The following is a 16611-nucleotide window of genomic DNA, read 5'->3' as shown; positions in this document are numbered from 1 at the left end:
AGCCTCTTCTGTTAGAATATTGTAACATAAAAAGAATGTCAATAATTTGGATGGTATTTGAACCTTTGTCAAAATGGCAGAAAAATGTTGACAGATCTGAAAAGTCATATTGGTGACGATATAGAGGTTTTTGAATAGTTTTGGTATTCTTTTTTATAAACGAGTGCCATATTTATTGTCGTTGTTATCATAAGTCATTTTCTCCTGAACAGATCCTCCTATGACACAAAACTGTATATGACCGGCGCCAGCCCCAAGGCTTGCCGATTTTCCAACATAAATGTTGATCCGGTTATAATTTTGGAATACATCATTTCCGCCGTTTTCGCCTTCTTTACATCCCTGGGTTGGAAAACTTTCAGGCATTGTTTTTATCGCCGGAAAGGCCGCTCCAAAAACACCGGGGATTGTTCAAACCCGGCGTCCGGTACTTGATTTCTGTCCCCATATATCCTACAATTCAGCTAGGTATTTGATTATGAAGATGGGAACGCAGCTAATACACAACGGATACGAAACGGATCTCGCCATAGGGGGTGTTACCGGGGCCTTGGGGGTGCCGGTGTACCAGACATCCACCTTTGACCAGGGAGATCTCTCGGAACACCGGGAATACGACTATGCCCGGTCAGGAAACCCTACCCGCAAGGCCCTGGAGGATATCATCGCCGCCCTGGAGGGGGGCGCCAAGGGCTATGCTTTTGGGAGCGGTATCGCAGCGGTATCTTCAGCCTTGGGCATCCTTGCCGGGGGGGATCATATCGTCGCCGCCGAGGATATTTACGGCGGGAGCTGGCGTATCCTCAATACCTTCTATAAAAGATGGGGGCTTGAGGTTACCCTGGTGGATACCACCGACCTGGATGCGGTAAAAAGGGCTATAAAGCCTAATACTAAGGCCATGTTTCTCGAAACGCCTTCAAATCCCCTGCTTAAAATCACCGATCTGGCTGCGGCCATCAAGATTGCCAAGGATGCGGGGCTTATCAGCATTGTGGATAATACCTTCATGACCCCCTATCTCCAGCGGCCCATTGAGCTGGGAGCGGATATTGTGGTCCATTCGGCCACCAAATTTCTGGGAGGGCACAGCGACGTGATTTTCGGCCTTGCGGTAACCAGGACTAAGGAACTGGGATCCCAGCTTTACCGGGTGCAGAACAGCTTCGGCGCCGTACCCGGGCCTTGGGATACCTGGCTGGTGATGCGGGGAATCAAGACCCTCAAGGTACGCCTGGAAGCTCAGCAGGCCGGGGCCGGTCTTGTAGCCCAATGGCTCAAGGCTCATAAGAATGTAAGCGATGTATTTTATCCCGGGCTGCCGGATCACCCCGGCCGGGAGATCAATGCGGCCCAGAGTTCAGGCGCCGGGGCGGTTCTTTCCTTTAAAACCAAGAGTGCTGAGCAGGCGGTCCGTTTCCTGGGGAAGGTAAAATACGCCGCCGCTGCGGTGAGCTTGGGAGGGGTGGAAACCATCGTCTCCTATCCGGTCAGGATGAGCCATGCTTCTATCCCCGAACCGGAACGGCTAAGGCTGGGTATCACCGATACCCTGATACGGATCTCCGTAGGGCTTGAGGATCCTGAGGATTTGATAGAAGATTTTGACCAAGCCCTGCAATAGGGGCCGGATACCCCACTGCTTGCGGCGGGGTATCTTCATTTCACGTCATCAAAAAGAAGATGACAAAGGAGGTGGCGTATAATGAATAGACGCAAGAAGAAATCAAAAAAGATTTCTGTGCGAGACTCAGAAAAACCTCCCACGGAAGTCTTATCAGAGGATGAAATCAATAAATTGCTCGTTGCAATTAATGCGGGGTCTTCCCACGATCCCGCGGAAGATTTCTGTTGCCCCAAGGTCCCCTGCTCTACGCCTTACGGAACCTTGTCCATGAGGACCGTTGCGGTGCATGGAGCTACCCTGTTTGAAGGTAAAACCGGGGCGATCAGTACCCCTATATATCAAAGCGCTACTTTCAGACACCCCGGGCTGTATGAGACCACGGGGTTTGACTATTCCCGGGCGATCAATCCCACCAGGTCGGAATTAGAAAAGACCATAGCAATTCTGGAACACGGAAAGTACGGCCTTGCCTTCGCCACCGGCATGGGGGCAATTTCTTCGGTAATAAAACTGTTTAATCCCGGGGATCATCTCATTGTTTCTGAAGATCTCTACGGTGGTACCTACCGGCTTTTTAACGAATACTATGCCAAGTACGGTTTTTCTTTTTCCTGGATCGATACCAGCGATATATCCAGGGTGGAGGCAAGCCTTAAACCGGAAACCAGGGCGATCTTTATTGAGACCCCCTCAAACCCTATGATGAAGGTTACGGATATTTGCCGCTGTGCGGAGCTTATCCATAAGCGGGGCGGGCTTCTGATAACGGACAATACCTTCCTCTCCCCCTATTTTCAGAATCCTCTTGATCTTGGTTCCGACCTTGTGGTGCACAGCGGAACTAAATACCTGGCAGGTCATAACGATACCCTGGCAGGGTTTGTGGTCCATTCCCGGGATGATCTGGCGGAGACTATGATCAATTCCCAGAAAAGCGAGGGGGCTTCCCTGGCGCCCTTTGATTCCTGGCTGACCCTGCGGGGGATAAAGACCCTGCCGATCCGGATGGAAAGGCATGAAAAAAATGCCCGTAGTATTGCTGCCTGGCTGCGGAAACATAAACAGGTAGAAAAGGTGTTCTACACCGGTTTTGAGGATCACCCCCAGTACGGTCTGAGCCGCTCCCAGGCCCGGGGTTTTGGGGGTATGGTTTCATTTTATCTGAAAGATAAGGCGGATGTGCCCAGGCTGCTTAAAAATATTTCTCTTATTCTTTTTGCGGAAAGTCTTGGCGGAGTTGAAACGCTGCTTACCTATCCGCTGGTGCAGACCCATGGGGCTATTCCGGAAGCAATGCGTCTTTCCGCCGGGGTGAATGACCGGCTTATGCGCCTGTCCGTTGGTATTGAGGAAACGGAAGATCTTATTGCGGATCTGGACAGCGCTTTTCGTAAAAGTATATGAAGTAATGAAAAAAAAATATTGGAGTAAAAAATGAGAATATCTACCAAGGGACGTTATTCACTTGAGGCCTTGCTGTATATGGTCCTTCTCCCGCAGGGAGAATATTCAAGTACCCGGACAATTGCGGAAAATACCGGCATATCCGATGGTTATTTAGAGCAGCTCTTTATTCCCCTGCGGAAAGCAGGGATAGTACAGGGTATACGGGGCCCCCAGGGCGGCTATCTTCCCGGGCGGCCTGTGGCGGAAATTACCGTGGGAGAGATTCTGCGGGCGGTGGAGGGACCCCTTGAACCGGTGGCCTGCGTTACCGAAAACATCTGCCCCATGAAGGATACCTGCATCAGTACCCATACCTGGAGCGATCTCTACCACGAGATCACCGACTGTGTGGATGCCATATCTCTGGCGGATCTGGGGGCAGCCTACTATGCCCTGGACAAGATGGAGTACGCCATATGAAAATCTCAACCCGGGGCAGGTACGGTATACGGCTTCTTATTGATTTGGCGGAGCATACCGGCGAGGATCATGTAGCCCTGGCCAGTGTTGCGGATCGGCAGAAAATATCCATCCGTTACCTCGAGCAGGTAGCAGTAATACTGCGTCGTTCCGGTTTTATCCGTTCCGTTAAGGGCGCTTCCGGAGGTTATGCTTTGGCCCTGCGTGCCCAGGATATCGTTATCGGGGAAGCCCTACGGGTGCTGGAGGGTGATATGCTGGTGGTGGACCCGCCGCTTCCCAACAAGACGGAAACAAAACTGCAGCGTTGCATCAGGCTTACGGTATTTAACCGGCTGAACGATCGTATCGCGGCGGTGATAGATCGGAAGACCCTGGCATCTGTGGTGGGGACCGTGGACCCCGACGAATCCTACATGTACTTTATCTGATTCTGTGTGACACGGTTTGTTACAGGATGTAATTTCTTATTGCCTGGGCAATGCCGTCATCATCATTTGAGCCGGTTATTGCCAATGCTTTGCGCTTTACTGCTTCATCGGCGTTCCCCATGGCAATGGGGAACCCAGCCTGTTCAAACATGGGTATGTCGTTGAGGTAATCCCCAAATACACAGATTTGCTGTTTTCCCAATCCCAGTATACGGCCCAGCGCCGCTACCCCCATACCCTTGTTTATACCCGGGGCGGCTACATCCAGGAGTCCATTTTCCGAAGAGGTACAGCTTAGGTTTTTTAAAGTACGAATATACTCTGTGGTCATATCCATTTCACCGGGGCTGAGTCCGGCGATAAGCATCTTATGAATTTTTCCGGAAAGAGCTTTCTGATAATTCGGATCATACAAGTGGAGGGGCATAGGTGAAAGATTATCCTTTCCGGCAATTTGATTGTACTGTTCAAACCGGGTTATCCTTTGGCTGCCTTCGGCATACCAGCAGCCTTCAGTATTGACCAGCAGGTGGTCCAGCCCATGTTCCCTGCAGAACAGTAAAAGGGGATACGCCGCCTGGGGATCAACAAAGTTGCTATAGAGCATTTCCCCGGTACGGGTATCGATAATAAACGCGCCATTCCCGGAAATCAGGGGGCCCTCCACAGAGAGGGTACGACTGTAGGCTTCAAGCATGGTATGTATCCGGCCGGAACAGATGGTAACAAAAATACCCTTCTCCCGGGCCATATTAATTGCCTTGAGGTTTTCAGGGGAAATTAATTTTTCGCTGTTTAATAGGGTCCCGTCAAGATCACAGACAATGAGCCTGACTTCCTGCCCTGCTTTTCGCAGTTCTTCTTCCATAATTTTTACCTCTTTGATGCCAATATCCTATACCGATATAGTTTCTTTTTCAAGTAGGTTTACGCTTCCTTAGTATCCATGCGTCCACCGCCAGAACCGGCAGTTCAATCAAAGGGCCTATCACCAGAACCAGGGCGATTACCGGCCGGTCAGAAAAGGTGACCGCGGCAATGGCCAGGGCTACAGGGGAATTGCGGGCCGAGGTGGTGAAGATCAGAGGAATAGTATCCTTGAATGGCAGCTTTAATAGTTTACCTGCGAACAGGGCCAGGATGAAGTTGACGATAAAAAAGATAATCAGCGGAGGAAAGATACTGACAAAGAGGCCGGGGTTTTCCAGTAAAAGTTTTCCCTGGGAAGCAAACATGGATACCACCGCCAGGCATAAAAAAATAAGCTGTATCATATCGGAATAAACGGTGATTGTTTTTTCAAACTTCTCCCGTACCGGTAATTTCCCTGCTATAAGCTTTACGATGTTGGCAGATACCAGGGGAATTACCAGCACCAGGAGGATACTGGTGAAGATGTTCCCGGCGCTGAAAGAAACGGCGTTCCCCATGAACAAAAGAAGATACACCGGTAATAGGAGGATCTGCAGGATCAGGTTTAGGGGCAGCAAGGAGGATCCCAGACTTACATTACCCCCGGCCATACCGGTGAAGATAAGGTACCAGTCGGTACAGGGGGTCACCATAAGCATGATGAACCCCGTCTGCAGGTCTATTTGACCTGCCATAAACAAGCTGCCCAGGATGAAGGTGAACACCGGGGTCCAGATAAAGTTGATGGCCAGGGCAGCCAGGGAAAATCGGACGTTGGTAAAGGACCGCTTGATTTCTTTGATATCCACCGCAAGGAATACAAAGAAGAGGAGAATCATTAAAAAGACTTCGATTAAATTTCCCGCCCTGGATGCAACGGCCGGGCTGAACTGACCAAGCAGGATACCCGCCAGAGCAGAGACTATGATGATCAGGGGCTGGAGTTTAGCCATGAAAGTGATGATAGCATGGCGGTCGGTATTTACCTACTAGCTTCGTGATAATGGCGGCAGCCTAAGCCGATACAGCTTCCTTGGCGTCTTCTTTTATGTACAGCACACCCTGAGGGCAGGCTTTGACACAGATGCCGCAGGCTATGCACTTGGTAGGACTGGGTTTGTCCTTGGCATGGACTATCACCTTGAAGGGACAGACCTCCACGCATTTGCCGCAGTTAACGCAAAGCTTCTTGTTCAGCGTATACACACCCTGGGCATTTTGAGTTATAGCCCCGGCTTCACAGGACTTGGAACACTTCCCGCACTGCACACAGGTGGCGATTTTGAATTTATTGGGCGTATCGGTTCCCAAAACGTGAATACAGGACAGATCCTGGGCCTGGAAGTTTTCGCCCTTGTAAAAAGCCTGGGCACAGGCGTTCTCACAGGTCAGACAGAACATACAAGCAGACAGATCTTTAACAGCTAATTTTTTCATGATAATACTCCCGCGATGATGTCAGTTTATCCATAGCAAATAGCCCTGTCAAGCAAATAAAAATTCAGAAATCCCCTGCCTTTGATATCCCTATTGACATCCGTATGGAAGCAATGATAATAATTCTTATTGACGTAGTGATAATTATATCCTATTAATAGCATAGACATTATAAGATATAATATGCTATACTGGAATTAACAATGACTATTCTTGATTTTGTAGGGAATACCCCCCTTTTAGAGCTGAAGAAAATCTCCCAGGATACGCCCGGGGTGTCCCTTTTCGCCAAAGCGGAGTTTTTAAACCCCAGTGGTTCCGTAAAGGACCGGGCTGCCCGGGCTATGATCCTTGCCGGGTTGGAGCAGGGGGCGCTTGTCCCGGGAAAGACCATTATCGATGCCACCAGCGGCAATACGGGGATTGCCTATTCCATGATCGGCGCCGCCCTGGGGTATCCGGTTACCATCTACCTGCCCGCAAATGCCAGTGCGGAACGGAAGCGGATCATGAAATGCTACAATGCGGAAATTGTGGAAACCAGTCCCCTGGAAAGTTCCGATGGGGCCTTCCTGGCGGTCAAGGAGGCGGTTGCTAAGGACCCGGAACGGTATTTTTTCCCCAACCAGTACAACAACGATGCCAACTGGAGGGCGCATTATAACACCACGGGGGTTGAAATCTGGGAGCAGACCGGGGGTAGGGTGACCCATTTTATCACCGGTCTGGGAACTTCCGGTACCTTTATGGGGACCTCCCGGCGGCTTAAGGACTACAGTAAGGATGTTCATATTTACGCGGTGCAGCCCGATTCCCCCTTCCACGGTATTGAGGGGACCAAGCATATGGGGAGTACCATCAAGCCGGGGATCTACGACGAAACCCTGGCGGAAGCTTTTGTGGAGGTAAACACCGAGGCGTCCTACGCTATGGCCCGCCGGCTTGCCCGGGAAGAGGGGGTCTTTGTGGGGATAAGCGCTGGAGCCAATGTGGTAGGCGCCATCCAGCTTGCGCGAACCCTGCCTAAGGGTTCGGTGGTGGTCACTATTTTGGGGGACAGCGGCTCCCGGTACCTGTCGGATTCTTTCTGGGTAGAAGGGGTATAGGATGATCTTCCTGCCGGAAAAATGGGAAGTCTTGATCCGAAAGGAAGGAGAAATTTCCTATCCCAACGAATGTTGTGGTATACTGCTGGGTACAATTGCAGAGGATGACAGCCGGGTGGTGGAGGATATTATCCCCATCCGGAATGCCCGGGAGGCGGAGGAACAATACCATCGTTTTCAGATTGAGAGCGAGGATTTAATGAAGGCGGAACTGGAGGCCCGGAAACGCAAACTGGATGTGCTGGGGTTTTACCATTCCCATCCGGACCATCCGGCAAAGCCTTCGGACTTTGATAGGGAACACGCCCTGCCGTTTTATTCCTACATCATTACGGCGGTGGATAAGGGACGGGCCGGCGATTTTACCAGTTGGGAGCTGAAAACGGACCGGTCGGAGTTTTTGAGGGAAGACATTAAAAGGGTTTGAGGAGGAACACAGAGTATGGCAGTTACACTTTTGATACCCACGGCGCTGAGGAACTTTACGGATCGTAAGTCCGAAGTGACGGTGGAAGGCGCTACCGTGGGGGAGGCGATTCGGAATTTCGCCGATGCCTATCCTGATATTAAACAGCATCTCTACCAGGGGACCGAATTACGGTCCTTTATCAACGTATTTGTAGGGGAGACCAATATAAAGGCCCTCCAGGGTCTGGACACCAAGGTTGCCGACGGAAGCGCCATCATGCTGGTACCGGCTATTGCCGGGGGGGCTTGAGGTAGGGATTTTAGAATGGCAGATAGTATTATTAAAGATAGGAAATTAGAGGATCTCAGTAACGAGGAGATAGGGCGGTACAGCCGGCACCTGCTCCTGGCTGAGGTGGGGCTTGAGGGGCAGAAGAGGCTTAAGGCTGCGCGGGTACTCATTGTGGGGACCGGCGGTCTGGGAGCGCCTCTAGCGCTCTACCTTGCGGCGGCGGGGATCGGGAAGCTGGGGATTGTGGACTTCGACTTTGTGGAGGAGTCCAACCTTCAGCGCCAGGTGATACACGGGACCCGGGATGTGGGGCGGCCCAAGGTGGCCTCCGCCAAGGACCGGATCAAGAGCATCAACCCGTACTGCGATGTGGTTACCTACAACACCATGCTCACCAGCGAAAACGCCCTGGATATTCTGAAGGACTACGATGTGGTGGCCGATGGTACGGATAACTACCAGACCCGCTACCTGGTGAACGACGCCTGCGTGTTATTGGGCATCCCCAATGTGTACGGCTCCATCTTCCAATTTGAAGGGCAGGCATCGGTTTTCTACGCCAAGGAAGGGCCTTGTTACCGCTGCCTCTATCCGGAACCGCCCCCGCCGGGGCTGGTCCCATCATGCGCCGAGGGCGGTGTGGTAGGAGTACTGCCGGGTATCGTGGGAACCATCCAGGCTAACGAGGTGATCAAACTTATTGTGGGAGGCGGAGACAGTCTTACGGGCAGGCTCCTCCTTTTCGATTCCTGGAAGATGAAATTCCGGGAGCTCAAACTGGACAAGGACCCCCATTGCCCTATCTGCGGCAAGGAACCCAGCATCCATGAGCTTATCGACTACGAGCAATTCTGCGGCCTCAAGAAGAATACCGATGAGGAGCCCGTGGAGATCATCACCGCAACGGAATTGAAGGAACGGCTGGATAAGAACGATCCTATCCAGATCATCGACACCCGGGAAACCCACGAGCGGGCCATCGTCAAATTTCCCCAGGCCAAGGTTATACCCCTGGGGCAGATGGCCCGGCGTATCGATGAGTTTGACCCGAAGATTGACGCGGTGTTCATTTGTAAAATCGGACAGCGGAGTGTCTTCGCTATCCGGGCATTGAGAGAGGCGGGCTATACCGGCCGGCTTCTGAATCTTAAGGACGGCATAAACGCCTGGGCACGGGAGGTTGATACCTCTCTGCCGGTTTATTAAATACAAGGAGTAATGCGAAACTTCGTTTCGCTTCGATTAGACTATGCGGCAGTCGCCGCACTAAAAAAAGGAGTAAATAATGGCAGACAAGAATTTGTTGAACGCCCTCGGAAAGGAAGCAGCCTATCAGCTGGCTAATGTTACTAAGACGCCGCCCCAATACGGCGCCTTAACCCCGAAGTGGATCACGAAGATCCTTGAATTCAAGGGACTGGAAGCGGGTATCTATCGGGTAAACAAAGTTGTGGAAGGGGATGCTCCCCTGGATGTGCTTTGCAGCCAGGACCCCAAGAAGATTGATATTCCCAAGGGATATGTTGAATACCAGACCAAACCCCGGGAGTATCAGCTCAATTCCATTTCCACCATCATCAACGTTGATACCAAGGTTTCGGACGTGTACAGCGCCCCCTACGATCAGGTAAAGGAACAGCTCTCCCTGGCCATTGAAAGCCTCAAGGAACGGCAGGAGAGCCAGCTTATCAACAGTGATGATTACGGTCTTCTGAACAATATTGCCGATACCCAGCGGGTTAAGCCCCGGGTCGGCCGTCCTTTGCCGGACGATCTGGACGAACTGATCTCCAAGGTATGGAAGGATCCCTCCTTCTTCCTCGCCCATCCCCGGGCCATTGCAGCCTTTGAGCGTGAGTGCACCCGCCGCGGCGTTCCGCCTGTAACGGTGAATATCGCCGGCGGTACCTTTATTGCCTGGCGGGGTATCCCCATCATCCCTACAAACAAACTTTTTGTGGATGGTCTCAAGGATCCCAAGGGCAAGGCGGGAAAGTCCAATATCCTTCTGGTCCGTACCGGCGAAGCCAAGCGCGGCGTTATCGGTCTCTATCAGGCGGGGCTTCCCGGAGAACAGTCCCGTGGTCTTTCGGTGCGTTTCCGGGGTATTGATGACAACGGCGTCGCCTCCTATCTCCTTTCCCTGTACTGCTCCGCCGCCATCCTCGCAGACGATGCTATCGGCGTGCTGGAAGACGTAGAGGTGGGTGACTACTATGATTACCCCATCTAACGGACCCGGAGTCCCCGGTGAGTACGATCCGCTTGCCGCCGGTCTCCCGTCCTCGGCGGACATAGCCGCTCTGGCCGCCGCCTACTTTCCGGAATTCGCCGTACCGGCGGCCACCGGGACCGAAGCGGCCCAGGCGACGGGCTACATGGAACAAGCTGCGGCAGCAGTTCTGCCGCAAGCTGCCCAGCCGGCCATCACTGTTCAGGCAGCGCCTCCTCTGGGAGGCGCCCTCACCCCGGCGGATTATCAGCGTGTTCTGAACGAGAGCCTCGACCTCGGCGCGGTTCTGGGTGACCCCGCATCTGCGGTAGGCGCCGGCTCTGCAGGCAGCAGTACTACTGCGGCTGCCGTGGAGTATGCCGCCGGTTACGCCGGTGGGATAAGCCCCGCCGCCTTGGCCGGAGCCGCCGCATACGCCGCGGCTGCGGACAGCGCCGTCCTGGGGGGAGCCGCCCAAACAGCGGCGACCGCGGGAAGCTTCGCTGGAAATACTGCGCCGTCTGCGGCCTATGCGCCAAAGGTGTTGTCTAAGGACAATCCCTTTCCCGAGGTTTGCCCTTCGGTAAAATTTGCCCGGGCAGTAGGGATACTGCCGCCGGTCTCACAGGAACCGGGGAAGAGTATCTATGTGGGGTCCCGGGATCTATCGGAGATACGAAAGGATTTCCCCATACTGTCGGAAAAGATAAATGGGCGGGATCTGGTATGGCTGGATAACGCCGCCACTACCCAGAAGCCCCGGCAGGTAATAGATAGGCTTAACTATTTTTACGAGCATGAGAATTCCAATGTGCACCGGGGCGCCCATGAGCTGGCAGCCCGGTCTACGGACGCCTACGAAGATGCCCGTGGAAAGGTGGCCCGGTTTCTCGGCGCCCCATCAAAGGATAATATTGTTTTTGTCCGGGGCACCACCGAGGGGATCAACCTTGTAGCCCAGGCCTACGTAAAACAACTGCTCAGCCCAGGGGATGAGATCATCCTTACCATGCTGGAACACCATGCCAACATCGTTCCCTGGCAGCTTATCGCCCAGGAAACGGGGGCGGTTATACGGGTGGCTCCTATCGACAAGCTTGGGCAGATCGTCCTTCCTGAATACTCCCGGCTCTTTAACGGCCGCACAAAGTTTGTGGCGGCTACCCAGGTTTCTAACGCCCTGGGTACCATAGCTCCGGTGGCGGAGATGATCCACATCGCCCATGCTCAGGGGGTACGGGTTCTCATCGATGGCGCACAATCGGTGTCCCATATGCCGGTGAACGTTACTGCCCTGGACGCGGACTTTTTTGTCCTGTCGGGACACAAAATCTTCGCTCCCACCGGTATCGGCGCCCTCTACGGCAAGACCGAAGTACTGGAAGCGGCCCGGCCCTACCAGGGCGGGGGCAACATGATTGCCGATGTAACATTTGAGCGGACCCTGTATCAGGCGCCGCCGAATAAGTTTGAGGCCGGTACGGGGAACATCGCCGATGCGGTGGGACTCGGGGCTGCCCTGGATTATGTCAGCGCCATCGGCATAGCGAACATCGGCGCCTACGAGCATGAACTGGTCCGGTACGGCATGACCGAATTAGCAAAAGTGCCGGGGCTGCGTTTAATCGGCACAGCGCCGCTCAAGGCCAGTGTTCTGTCCTTTGTGCTGGAGGGCTACGAAAACGAAGAGGTTGGGAAGTACCTTAATACCCAGGGCATTGCGGTCCGGGCGGGGCATCATTGCGCCCAGCCGGTGCTGCGTAACTTTGGTCTTGAAGGTACCGTACGTCCCTCGGTGGCGTTCTACAATACCCCCGGGGAAATCGACGCGCTGGTCAGGGCATTGTTTGGATTAATACGAAGGTAAAAAAATGGAAAAAACCGAGGCTATCCGAATCAAGCACCTGGTAAATTTGCTGGTAAAGAGTTATCAGGACCATGAAGAGATCATTAAGATTGATACCGGGAATCAATTGAACCGGAATGTGATCCTTGAGGTTCTGGAAAAACTGCGGTGCCTTATATTTCCCGGGTACTTCGGACGGCGGAATATATCCGCTGGCCTGGTGGAATACTACGCCGGGGATCTTCTGGAGGAGGTGAGTTTTCATCTCTCCCGGCAGATCGCCCGGGCTCTCCGGCATGTGGATAGCTACGCTGCGGCGGAGGCGAAGAATATAGACAGCAAGGCGGAGGAGCTTACCTTTTCCTTTTTGGCGCGGATTCCGGAAATTCGGGATTTTCTTGCCACGGATGTTTCCGCTTCCTTCGAAGGGGACCCTGCGGCATTCAGCAGGGATGAGATCATTTCTTCCTATCCCGGAATCTATGCTATCATGGTGAACCGCTTGGCGCACGAACTCTACAAACTGGAGGTTCCCCTGATCCCCCGGATCATGACGGAACACGCCCACAGCGTTACCGGTATTGATATACACCCCGGGGCAACCATAGGGCATCATTTTTTTACCGACCACGGTACGGGGATCGTCATTGGTGAAACCACGGTGATCGGCAACTTCGTAAAGCTCTACCAGGGAGTTACCCTGGGGGCTCTCTCCACCCGGGGCGGTCAGGTTTTGAAGGAAGTGAAGCGCCATCCCACCATCGAAGACCATGTTACTATTTATTCCGGAGCTTCAATCCTTGGGGGTAACACGATTATTGGCGAGGGTGTGGTTATCGGCAGTAATGCTTTTGTTACCAAGTCGGTGCCGGAAAAAACCAAGGTCAGCGTTAAGAACCCGGAACTGCAGTTTAAATCCGATGAGCATGATGACAAGTGGGAACAAAAGGAATTTCAGCAGGATGATGTTTTTGATTATATGATCTAAAATTGCCGCCGAAATGATACCTTTTGTAGATTTTTCGGCTTCATTGTACTTGATTTAAAAATTAGAACATATTAGAGTCTATAACAGCTCTATGTATAGAGTTTTTATGTTTTTTGAAATAATTAGGAGGACTTGGCGATGAAAATTTTGGATACTGTGAAAAAAGTTCCCGGCGGGTTGATGGTTGTTCCTTTGTTATTAGGTGTTTTGCTCAACACTTTTTTCCCGGGTTTTCTTGGCATTGGTGGTTTTACCACCGCTCTTTGGAAAAACGGCGCCACAACAATTATTGCAATTTTTCTGTTCTGTAACGGCGCCCAAATTAACGTTAAACAGGCCGGGCTGCCGGTAGTTAAGGGGGTTTTGTTGACCCTTGTTAAATTCATTATCGGCGCTGTTTTAGGGGTTGTTCTAAACAGACTGTTTGGCCCAATGGGTGTTTTAGGCCTTACGCCATTGGCTATTGTAGCCGCTGTTACTAACTCTAACGGGGGTTTGTATTCGGCTCTGGCCGGTGAATTCGGCGATTCCACGGATATCGGGGCGGTTTCTATCCTGTCCATTAATGACGGTCCTTTCTTTACTATGGTGGCCTTTGGTCTCACCGGACTTGCGGAAATCCCTTTCATCCTCCTGATCGCCGCTATCCTGCCCATCGTTGTCGGCTGTATCCTCGGCAATCTGGACGAGAATCTGAGAAAATTCCTGAATAATGGTACCGCTGTTACCATTCCCTTCTTTGCATTCCCCCTGGGGGCGGCCTTGAATCTTAAGCAGCTTGCCTCCGCCGGAGCGCCCGGAATCCTGCTCGGCATAATCTGCACCGTTTTTACCGGACTTGGTGGTTATCTTGTTATGAAGCTGATTAAATCCGAGCATCCCGTTGCAGGAGCCGCTATCGGTACAACCGCCGGAAATGCTGTTGCTACCCCCGCTGCTCTTGCAGCTGCAGATCCCCGGCTTGCCGGTGTTATTTCGGATTCAGCTACTATTCAAGTGGCTGCCGCAATTATTGTAACCGCAATTCTTTGCCCGCTTCTGGTTAGTTGGCTCTCTAAGATTGAAAAGAAAAAGGTTCCCCAATCAGCTTAAAACTTAATAGAGGATGGATATAAATATGGATTATTTTTTAATTGTTGCGGATGATCTTACCGGTGCTAATGATACTGGTGTGCAGATTCGCCGCCGCGGTATTCCTACCAGTGTTGTATTTTCCAGTAAACTGATCACCGGTCAGGATTCATGTGTACTTGATACCGAGTCAAGAGGATTCTCCGACAAGGATGCTTTTGATAGGGTATCCGGCGAAATCGCATCGATTCCCTTTGAAAAATTTGCCTATGTGATGAAAAAAGTTGATTCCACCCTGCGGGGAAAAATGGGATCGGAAACAAAGGCAATAGATACGCATTTTAAGAGTGAGCTTATTATCTGCGCTCCCGCACTACCCGATCTGGGCCGTACCACCGTCGATAAAATACATCTTTTAAACGGCGTGCCGGTAAGCCAAACAGAAATTGCCCGGGACCCCAAAGCGCCGGTAACGGAAGACAATATCCATAAGCTTATGTCCGCTTCCTTTGACGAACCTGTGGTGCATATAGGGCTTGACGCGGTCCGTTCCGGTAACATCCCCCTGGAGAAGGGGCGTATTTTTACCTTTGACGCCGCTTCCAATGAGGATATGCGGAATATTATTCTCGCGGCCCTTGGGACAAAAAAACGTGTTCTTTGGGTCGGTACCGCCGCTATGGCAGATAATTTACTGAGCATAAAAGACCCAATCCCTCCGGCCTTGGCCGTGGTGGGGAGTCTCAGTTCCGTATCCCGGGGGCAGGTTCTTTATGCGGAAAAACAGGGAATACAACTGGTAAAGGTCCCCATGTATGATGTTCTGGAAAAGAAAATCAAATTGGAGGATATTGTAGCTCAGGTGGTGGGGCTTTTAAAGTCCGGAAAGGATGCCCTTCTTCATTCCGCTTCAACCTATTCCGCCGACGAATTGAAAAAATCCAACGATGCCGCCGCACGGCAGAATATGGCTATTGAAGCATTGAGCCTGTTCACCCAGAAAACCCTGGGGCAGCTTATAGGACAGATACTGAACGAAGTAACTGTCTCCGGGCTATTCCTAACGGGTGGTGATACGGCAATGAGTTTCTTTGAAGTTGCTGAATCATCCGGTTCTTCCATTACCACTGAGATCGCCGTAGGTATTCCTCTGATGCGTTTACGGGGTGGTAGATTTGAAGGACTAAAGATTGTGACCAAGGCGGGCGCCTTTGGAAAAGAGGATGCGCTTTTCTATGGGCTACGCAAACTCAAGGAAGCAGATTGATGAGCGCGTTACTGCAATTACCGCGGCGTGTTAACTTTGGTCCCGGGGCCTTGGAACAGGTAGGAGAAATAATAGAAAGAAATAAGGCTAAAAAGGTATTAGTATTTACCGGAAAGTCTATACGCAAGCTGGGGGTAACTGCGGGCTTGGAAGCGGCTATTGTAAAAACAGGTGCGTTCCTGGAGATTGTGGACGAGATTCCCCCGGAACCATCGGTGGAGGATGTGGAGAAGGCGCTTGCCTCGGTAAAAGATTTCCAGGTTGATTTACTCATAGCCATTGGCGGCGGTTCGGTTCTGGATACCGCAAAACTTGTTGCGGTACTTCTTGGCGCTCCCTATAAAGTGCGGGATCTTTTACAGAACCCCCTTCAGGCCAAAAAGCAATTTCCCACAGTGATGATTCCTACTACCTGCGGGACCGGAAGTGAAGCGACCTGTAATGCCATTGTGGCTATTCCGGAAGAACAGGTAAAAAAGGGGATCGTAAGCCCTGCCTTGATTCCCGATGAGGTTATTCTGGACGTAAATTGTGTTGCTGCTCTGCCTAAGTCTATTATCGCCGCCACCGGGGTGGATGCTCTGGCCCATTGTGTGGAATGTTACACCAGTAAAAAAGCAACGCCCTTATCGGATCTCTACGCATCTGTTGGGGCTAAGCTGATATTTTTGAATATCGAAAAAGCGTATAATCATGGAGATAAGGAAGCCCTGCAGAATTTACTCCTGGGAGCATTCTATGGCGGAGTTGCCATTACCGGCAGCGGTACCACCGCAGTGCATGCTCTTTCCTATCCCCTGGGGGGCCGGTATCATATCGCCCATGGGGTCTCCAATGCCATCCTTTTCGCCCAGGTAATGACCTTTAACAAGGATGTTTGTACGGATCGTTTGGCAGCGCTTTGTGATACGGTGTATCCTCAGCATGGAGCGGAAACGAATGAAAAAAAAGCGGATGTTCTGATTCAGCGGATCTCCGGGATTGTTAAGAATACTGAAATACCTGTAAGTCTTAAAGCCTTTGGATTAAAAGAAGCGGACTTGGAAGATCTGGTTCTGGCAGGAAGTCAGCAAACAAGACTGCTGGTAAATAACATGAAAGAATTATCCCTGGATGATATTCGATCTATTTACCGTCAAGTAATATAG

At 51.7% G+C, this 16611-nt stretch carries 18 protein-coding genes; 15 read left to right on the top strand and 3 right to left on the bottom strand.

Annotation, left to right across the window (positions count from 1 at the left end):
- The first annotated feature begins 168 nt into the window (after positions 1-168).
- From LQZ19_RS03125 to LQZ19_RS03105, 5 genes are all read left to right on the top strand, one after another.
- Positions 169-435, top strand: coding sequence for an ABC transporter permease subunit (locus LQZ19_RS03125; RefSeq protein ID WP_411046260.1), 267 nt, complete (start codon positions 169-171; stop codon positions 433-435).
- 43 nt (positions 436-478) lie between these two features.
- Entirely contained in the window at positions 479-1624 is a 1146-nt protein-coding gene (locus LQZ19_RS03120) for a trans-sulfuration enzyme family protein (RefSeq protein ID WP_411046186.1), read from the top strand.
- Between the two features lie 81 nt (positions 1625-1705).
- On the top strand, positions 1706-3031 hold the full coding sequence (locus LQZ19_RS03115; RefSeq protein WP_411046185.1) for a trans-sulfuration enzyme family protein: 1326 nt from the start codon (positions 1706-1708) through the stop codon (positions 3029-3031).
- Between the two features lie 30 nt (positions 3032-3061).
- A complete protein-coding gene (locus tag LQZ19_RS03110) occupies positions 3062-3493 on the top strand; it encodes an RrF2 family transcriptional regulator (RefSeq protein WP_411046184.1) in 432 nt (143 codons plus the stop codon).
- A complete protein-coding gene (locus LQZ19_RS03105; protein WP_411046183.1) occupies positions 3490-3924 on the top strand; it encodes an RrF2 family transcriptional regulator in 435 nt (144 codons plus the stop codon). The genes LQZ19_RS03110 and LQZ19_RS03105 overlap by 4 nt, the downstream gene beginning before the upstream one ends.
- Before the next feature lie 19 nt (positions 3925-3943).
- On the opposite strand, the gene LQZ19_RS03100 is transcribed toward LQZ19_RS03105, so the two are convergent.
- The 3 genes from LQZ19_RS03100 to LQZ19_RS03090 all read right to left on the bottom strand — a co-directional run bounded on the left by LQZ19_RS03100 (position 3944) and on the right by LQZ19_RS03090 (position 6273).
- The gene (locus LQZ19_RS03100; RefSeq protein ID WP_411046182.1) at positions 3944-4792 is read right to left on the bottom strand and encodes a Cof-type HAD-IIB family hydrolase; all 849 of its coding nucleotides are present in this window, start codon (positions 4790-4792) and stop codon (positions 3944-3946) included.
- Between the two features lie 49 nt (positions 4793-4841).
- The gene (locus tag LQZ19_RS03095) at positions 4842-5789 is read right to left on the bottom strand and encodes an arsenic resistance protein (protein WP_411046181.1); all 948 of its coding nucleotides are present in this window, start codon (positions 5787-5789) and stop codon (positions 4842-4844) included.
- 61 nt (positions 5790-5850) lie between these two features.
- Positions 5851-6273, bottom strand: coding sequence for a 4Fe-4S binding protein (locus tag LQZ19_RS03090; RefSeq protein WP_411046180.1), 423 nt, complete (start codon positions 6271-6273; stop codon positions 5851-5853).
- A 203-nt stretch (positions 6274-6476) separates the two neighbouring features.
- Between LQZ19_RS03090 and LQZ19_RS03085 the strand changes: the two genes are divergently transcribed.
- From LQZ19_RS03085 to LQZ19_RS03040, 10 genes are all read left to right on the top strand, one after another.
- Complete coding sequence (locus LQZ19_RS03085) at positions 6477-7379, top strand: PLP-dependent cysteine synthase family protein (RefSeq protein WP_411046179.1); 903 nt, start codon at positions 6477-6479, stop codon at positions 7377-7379.
- 1 nt (position 7380) lies between these two features.
- Positions 7381-7806 (top strand): M67 family metallopeptidase, encoded by a 426-nt coding sequence (locus tag LQZ19_RS03080; RefSeq protein WP_411046178.1) that lies wholly within the window; start codon positions 7381-7383, stop codon positions 7804-7806.
- A 15-nt stretch (positions 7807-7821) separates the two neighbouring features.
- Positions 7822-8097, top strand: a complete 276-nt coding sequence (locus LQZ19_RS03075) for a MoaD/ThiS family protein (protein ID WP_411046177.1) — start codon at positions 7822-7824, stop codon at positions 8095-8097.
- Positions 8098-8112: 15 nt separating this feature from the next.
- Positions 8113-9285 (top strand): molybdopterin-synthase adenylyltransferase MoeB, encoded by a 1173-nt coding sequence (gene moeB / locus LQZ19_RS03070; RefSeq protein WP_411046176.1) that lies wholly within the window; start codon positions 8113-8115, stop codon positions 9283-9285.
- A 79-nt stretch (positions 9286-9364) separates the two neighbouring features.
- Complete coding sequence (locus LQZ19_RS03065; protein WP_411046175.1) at positions 9365-10312, top strand: family 2A encapsulin nanocompartment shell protein; 948 nt, start codon at positions 9365-9367, stop codon at positions 10310-10312.
- A complete protein-coding gene (locus LQZ19_RS03060) occupies positions 10296-12158 on the top strand; it encodes a family 2A encapsulin nanocompartment cargo protein cysteine desulfurase (RefSeq protein WP_411046174.1) in 1863 nt (620 codons plus the stop codon). Before LQZ19_RS03065 ends, LQZ19_RS03060 begins: the two co-directional genes overlap by 17 nt.
- Before the next feature lie 4 nt (positions 12159-12162).
- A complete protein-coding gene (epsC, locus tag LQZ19_RS19390; RefSeq protein WP_486401701.1) occupies positions 12163-13125 on the top strand; it encodes a serine O-acetyltransferase EpsC in 963 nt (320 codons plus the stop codon).
- Between the two features lie 138 nt (positions 13126-13263).
- Complete coding sequence (locus LQZ19_RS03050) at positions 13264-14217, top strand: 2-keto-3-deoxygluconate permease (protein ID WP_411046173.1); 954 nt, start codon at positions 13264-13266, stop codon at positions 14215-14217.
- 25 nt (positions 14218-14242) lie between these two features.
- On the top strand, positions 14243-15463 hold the full coding sequence (locus LQZ19_RS03045; protein WP_411046172.1) for a four-carbon acid sugar kinase family protein: 1221 nt from the start codon (positions 14243-14245) through the stop codon (positions 15461-15463).
- Entirely contained in the window at positions 15463-16611 is a 1149-nt protein-coding gene (locus tag LQZ19_RS03040) for an iron-containing alcohol dehydrogenase (RefSeq protein ID WP_411046171.1), read from the top strand. Before LQZ19_RS03045 ends, LQZ19_RS03040 begins: the two co-directional genes overlap by 1 nt.

Origin of the sequence: Treponema primitia, assembly GCF_046533075.1 — a bacterium.
GTDB lineage: Bacteria > Spirochaetota > Spirochaetia > Treponematales > Breznakiellaceae > Termitinema > Termitinema primitia_B.
Note: the sequence above shows the minus strand (reverse complement) of the source record. Positions and strands in the feature narration are given on the sequence as shown.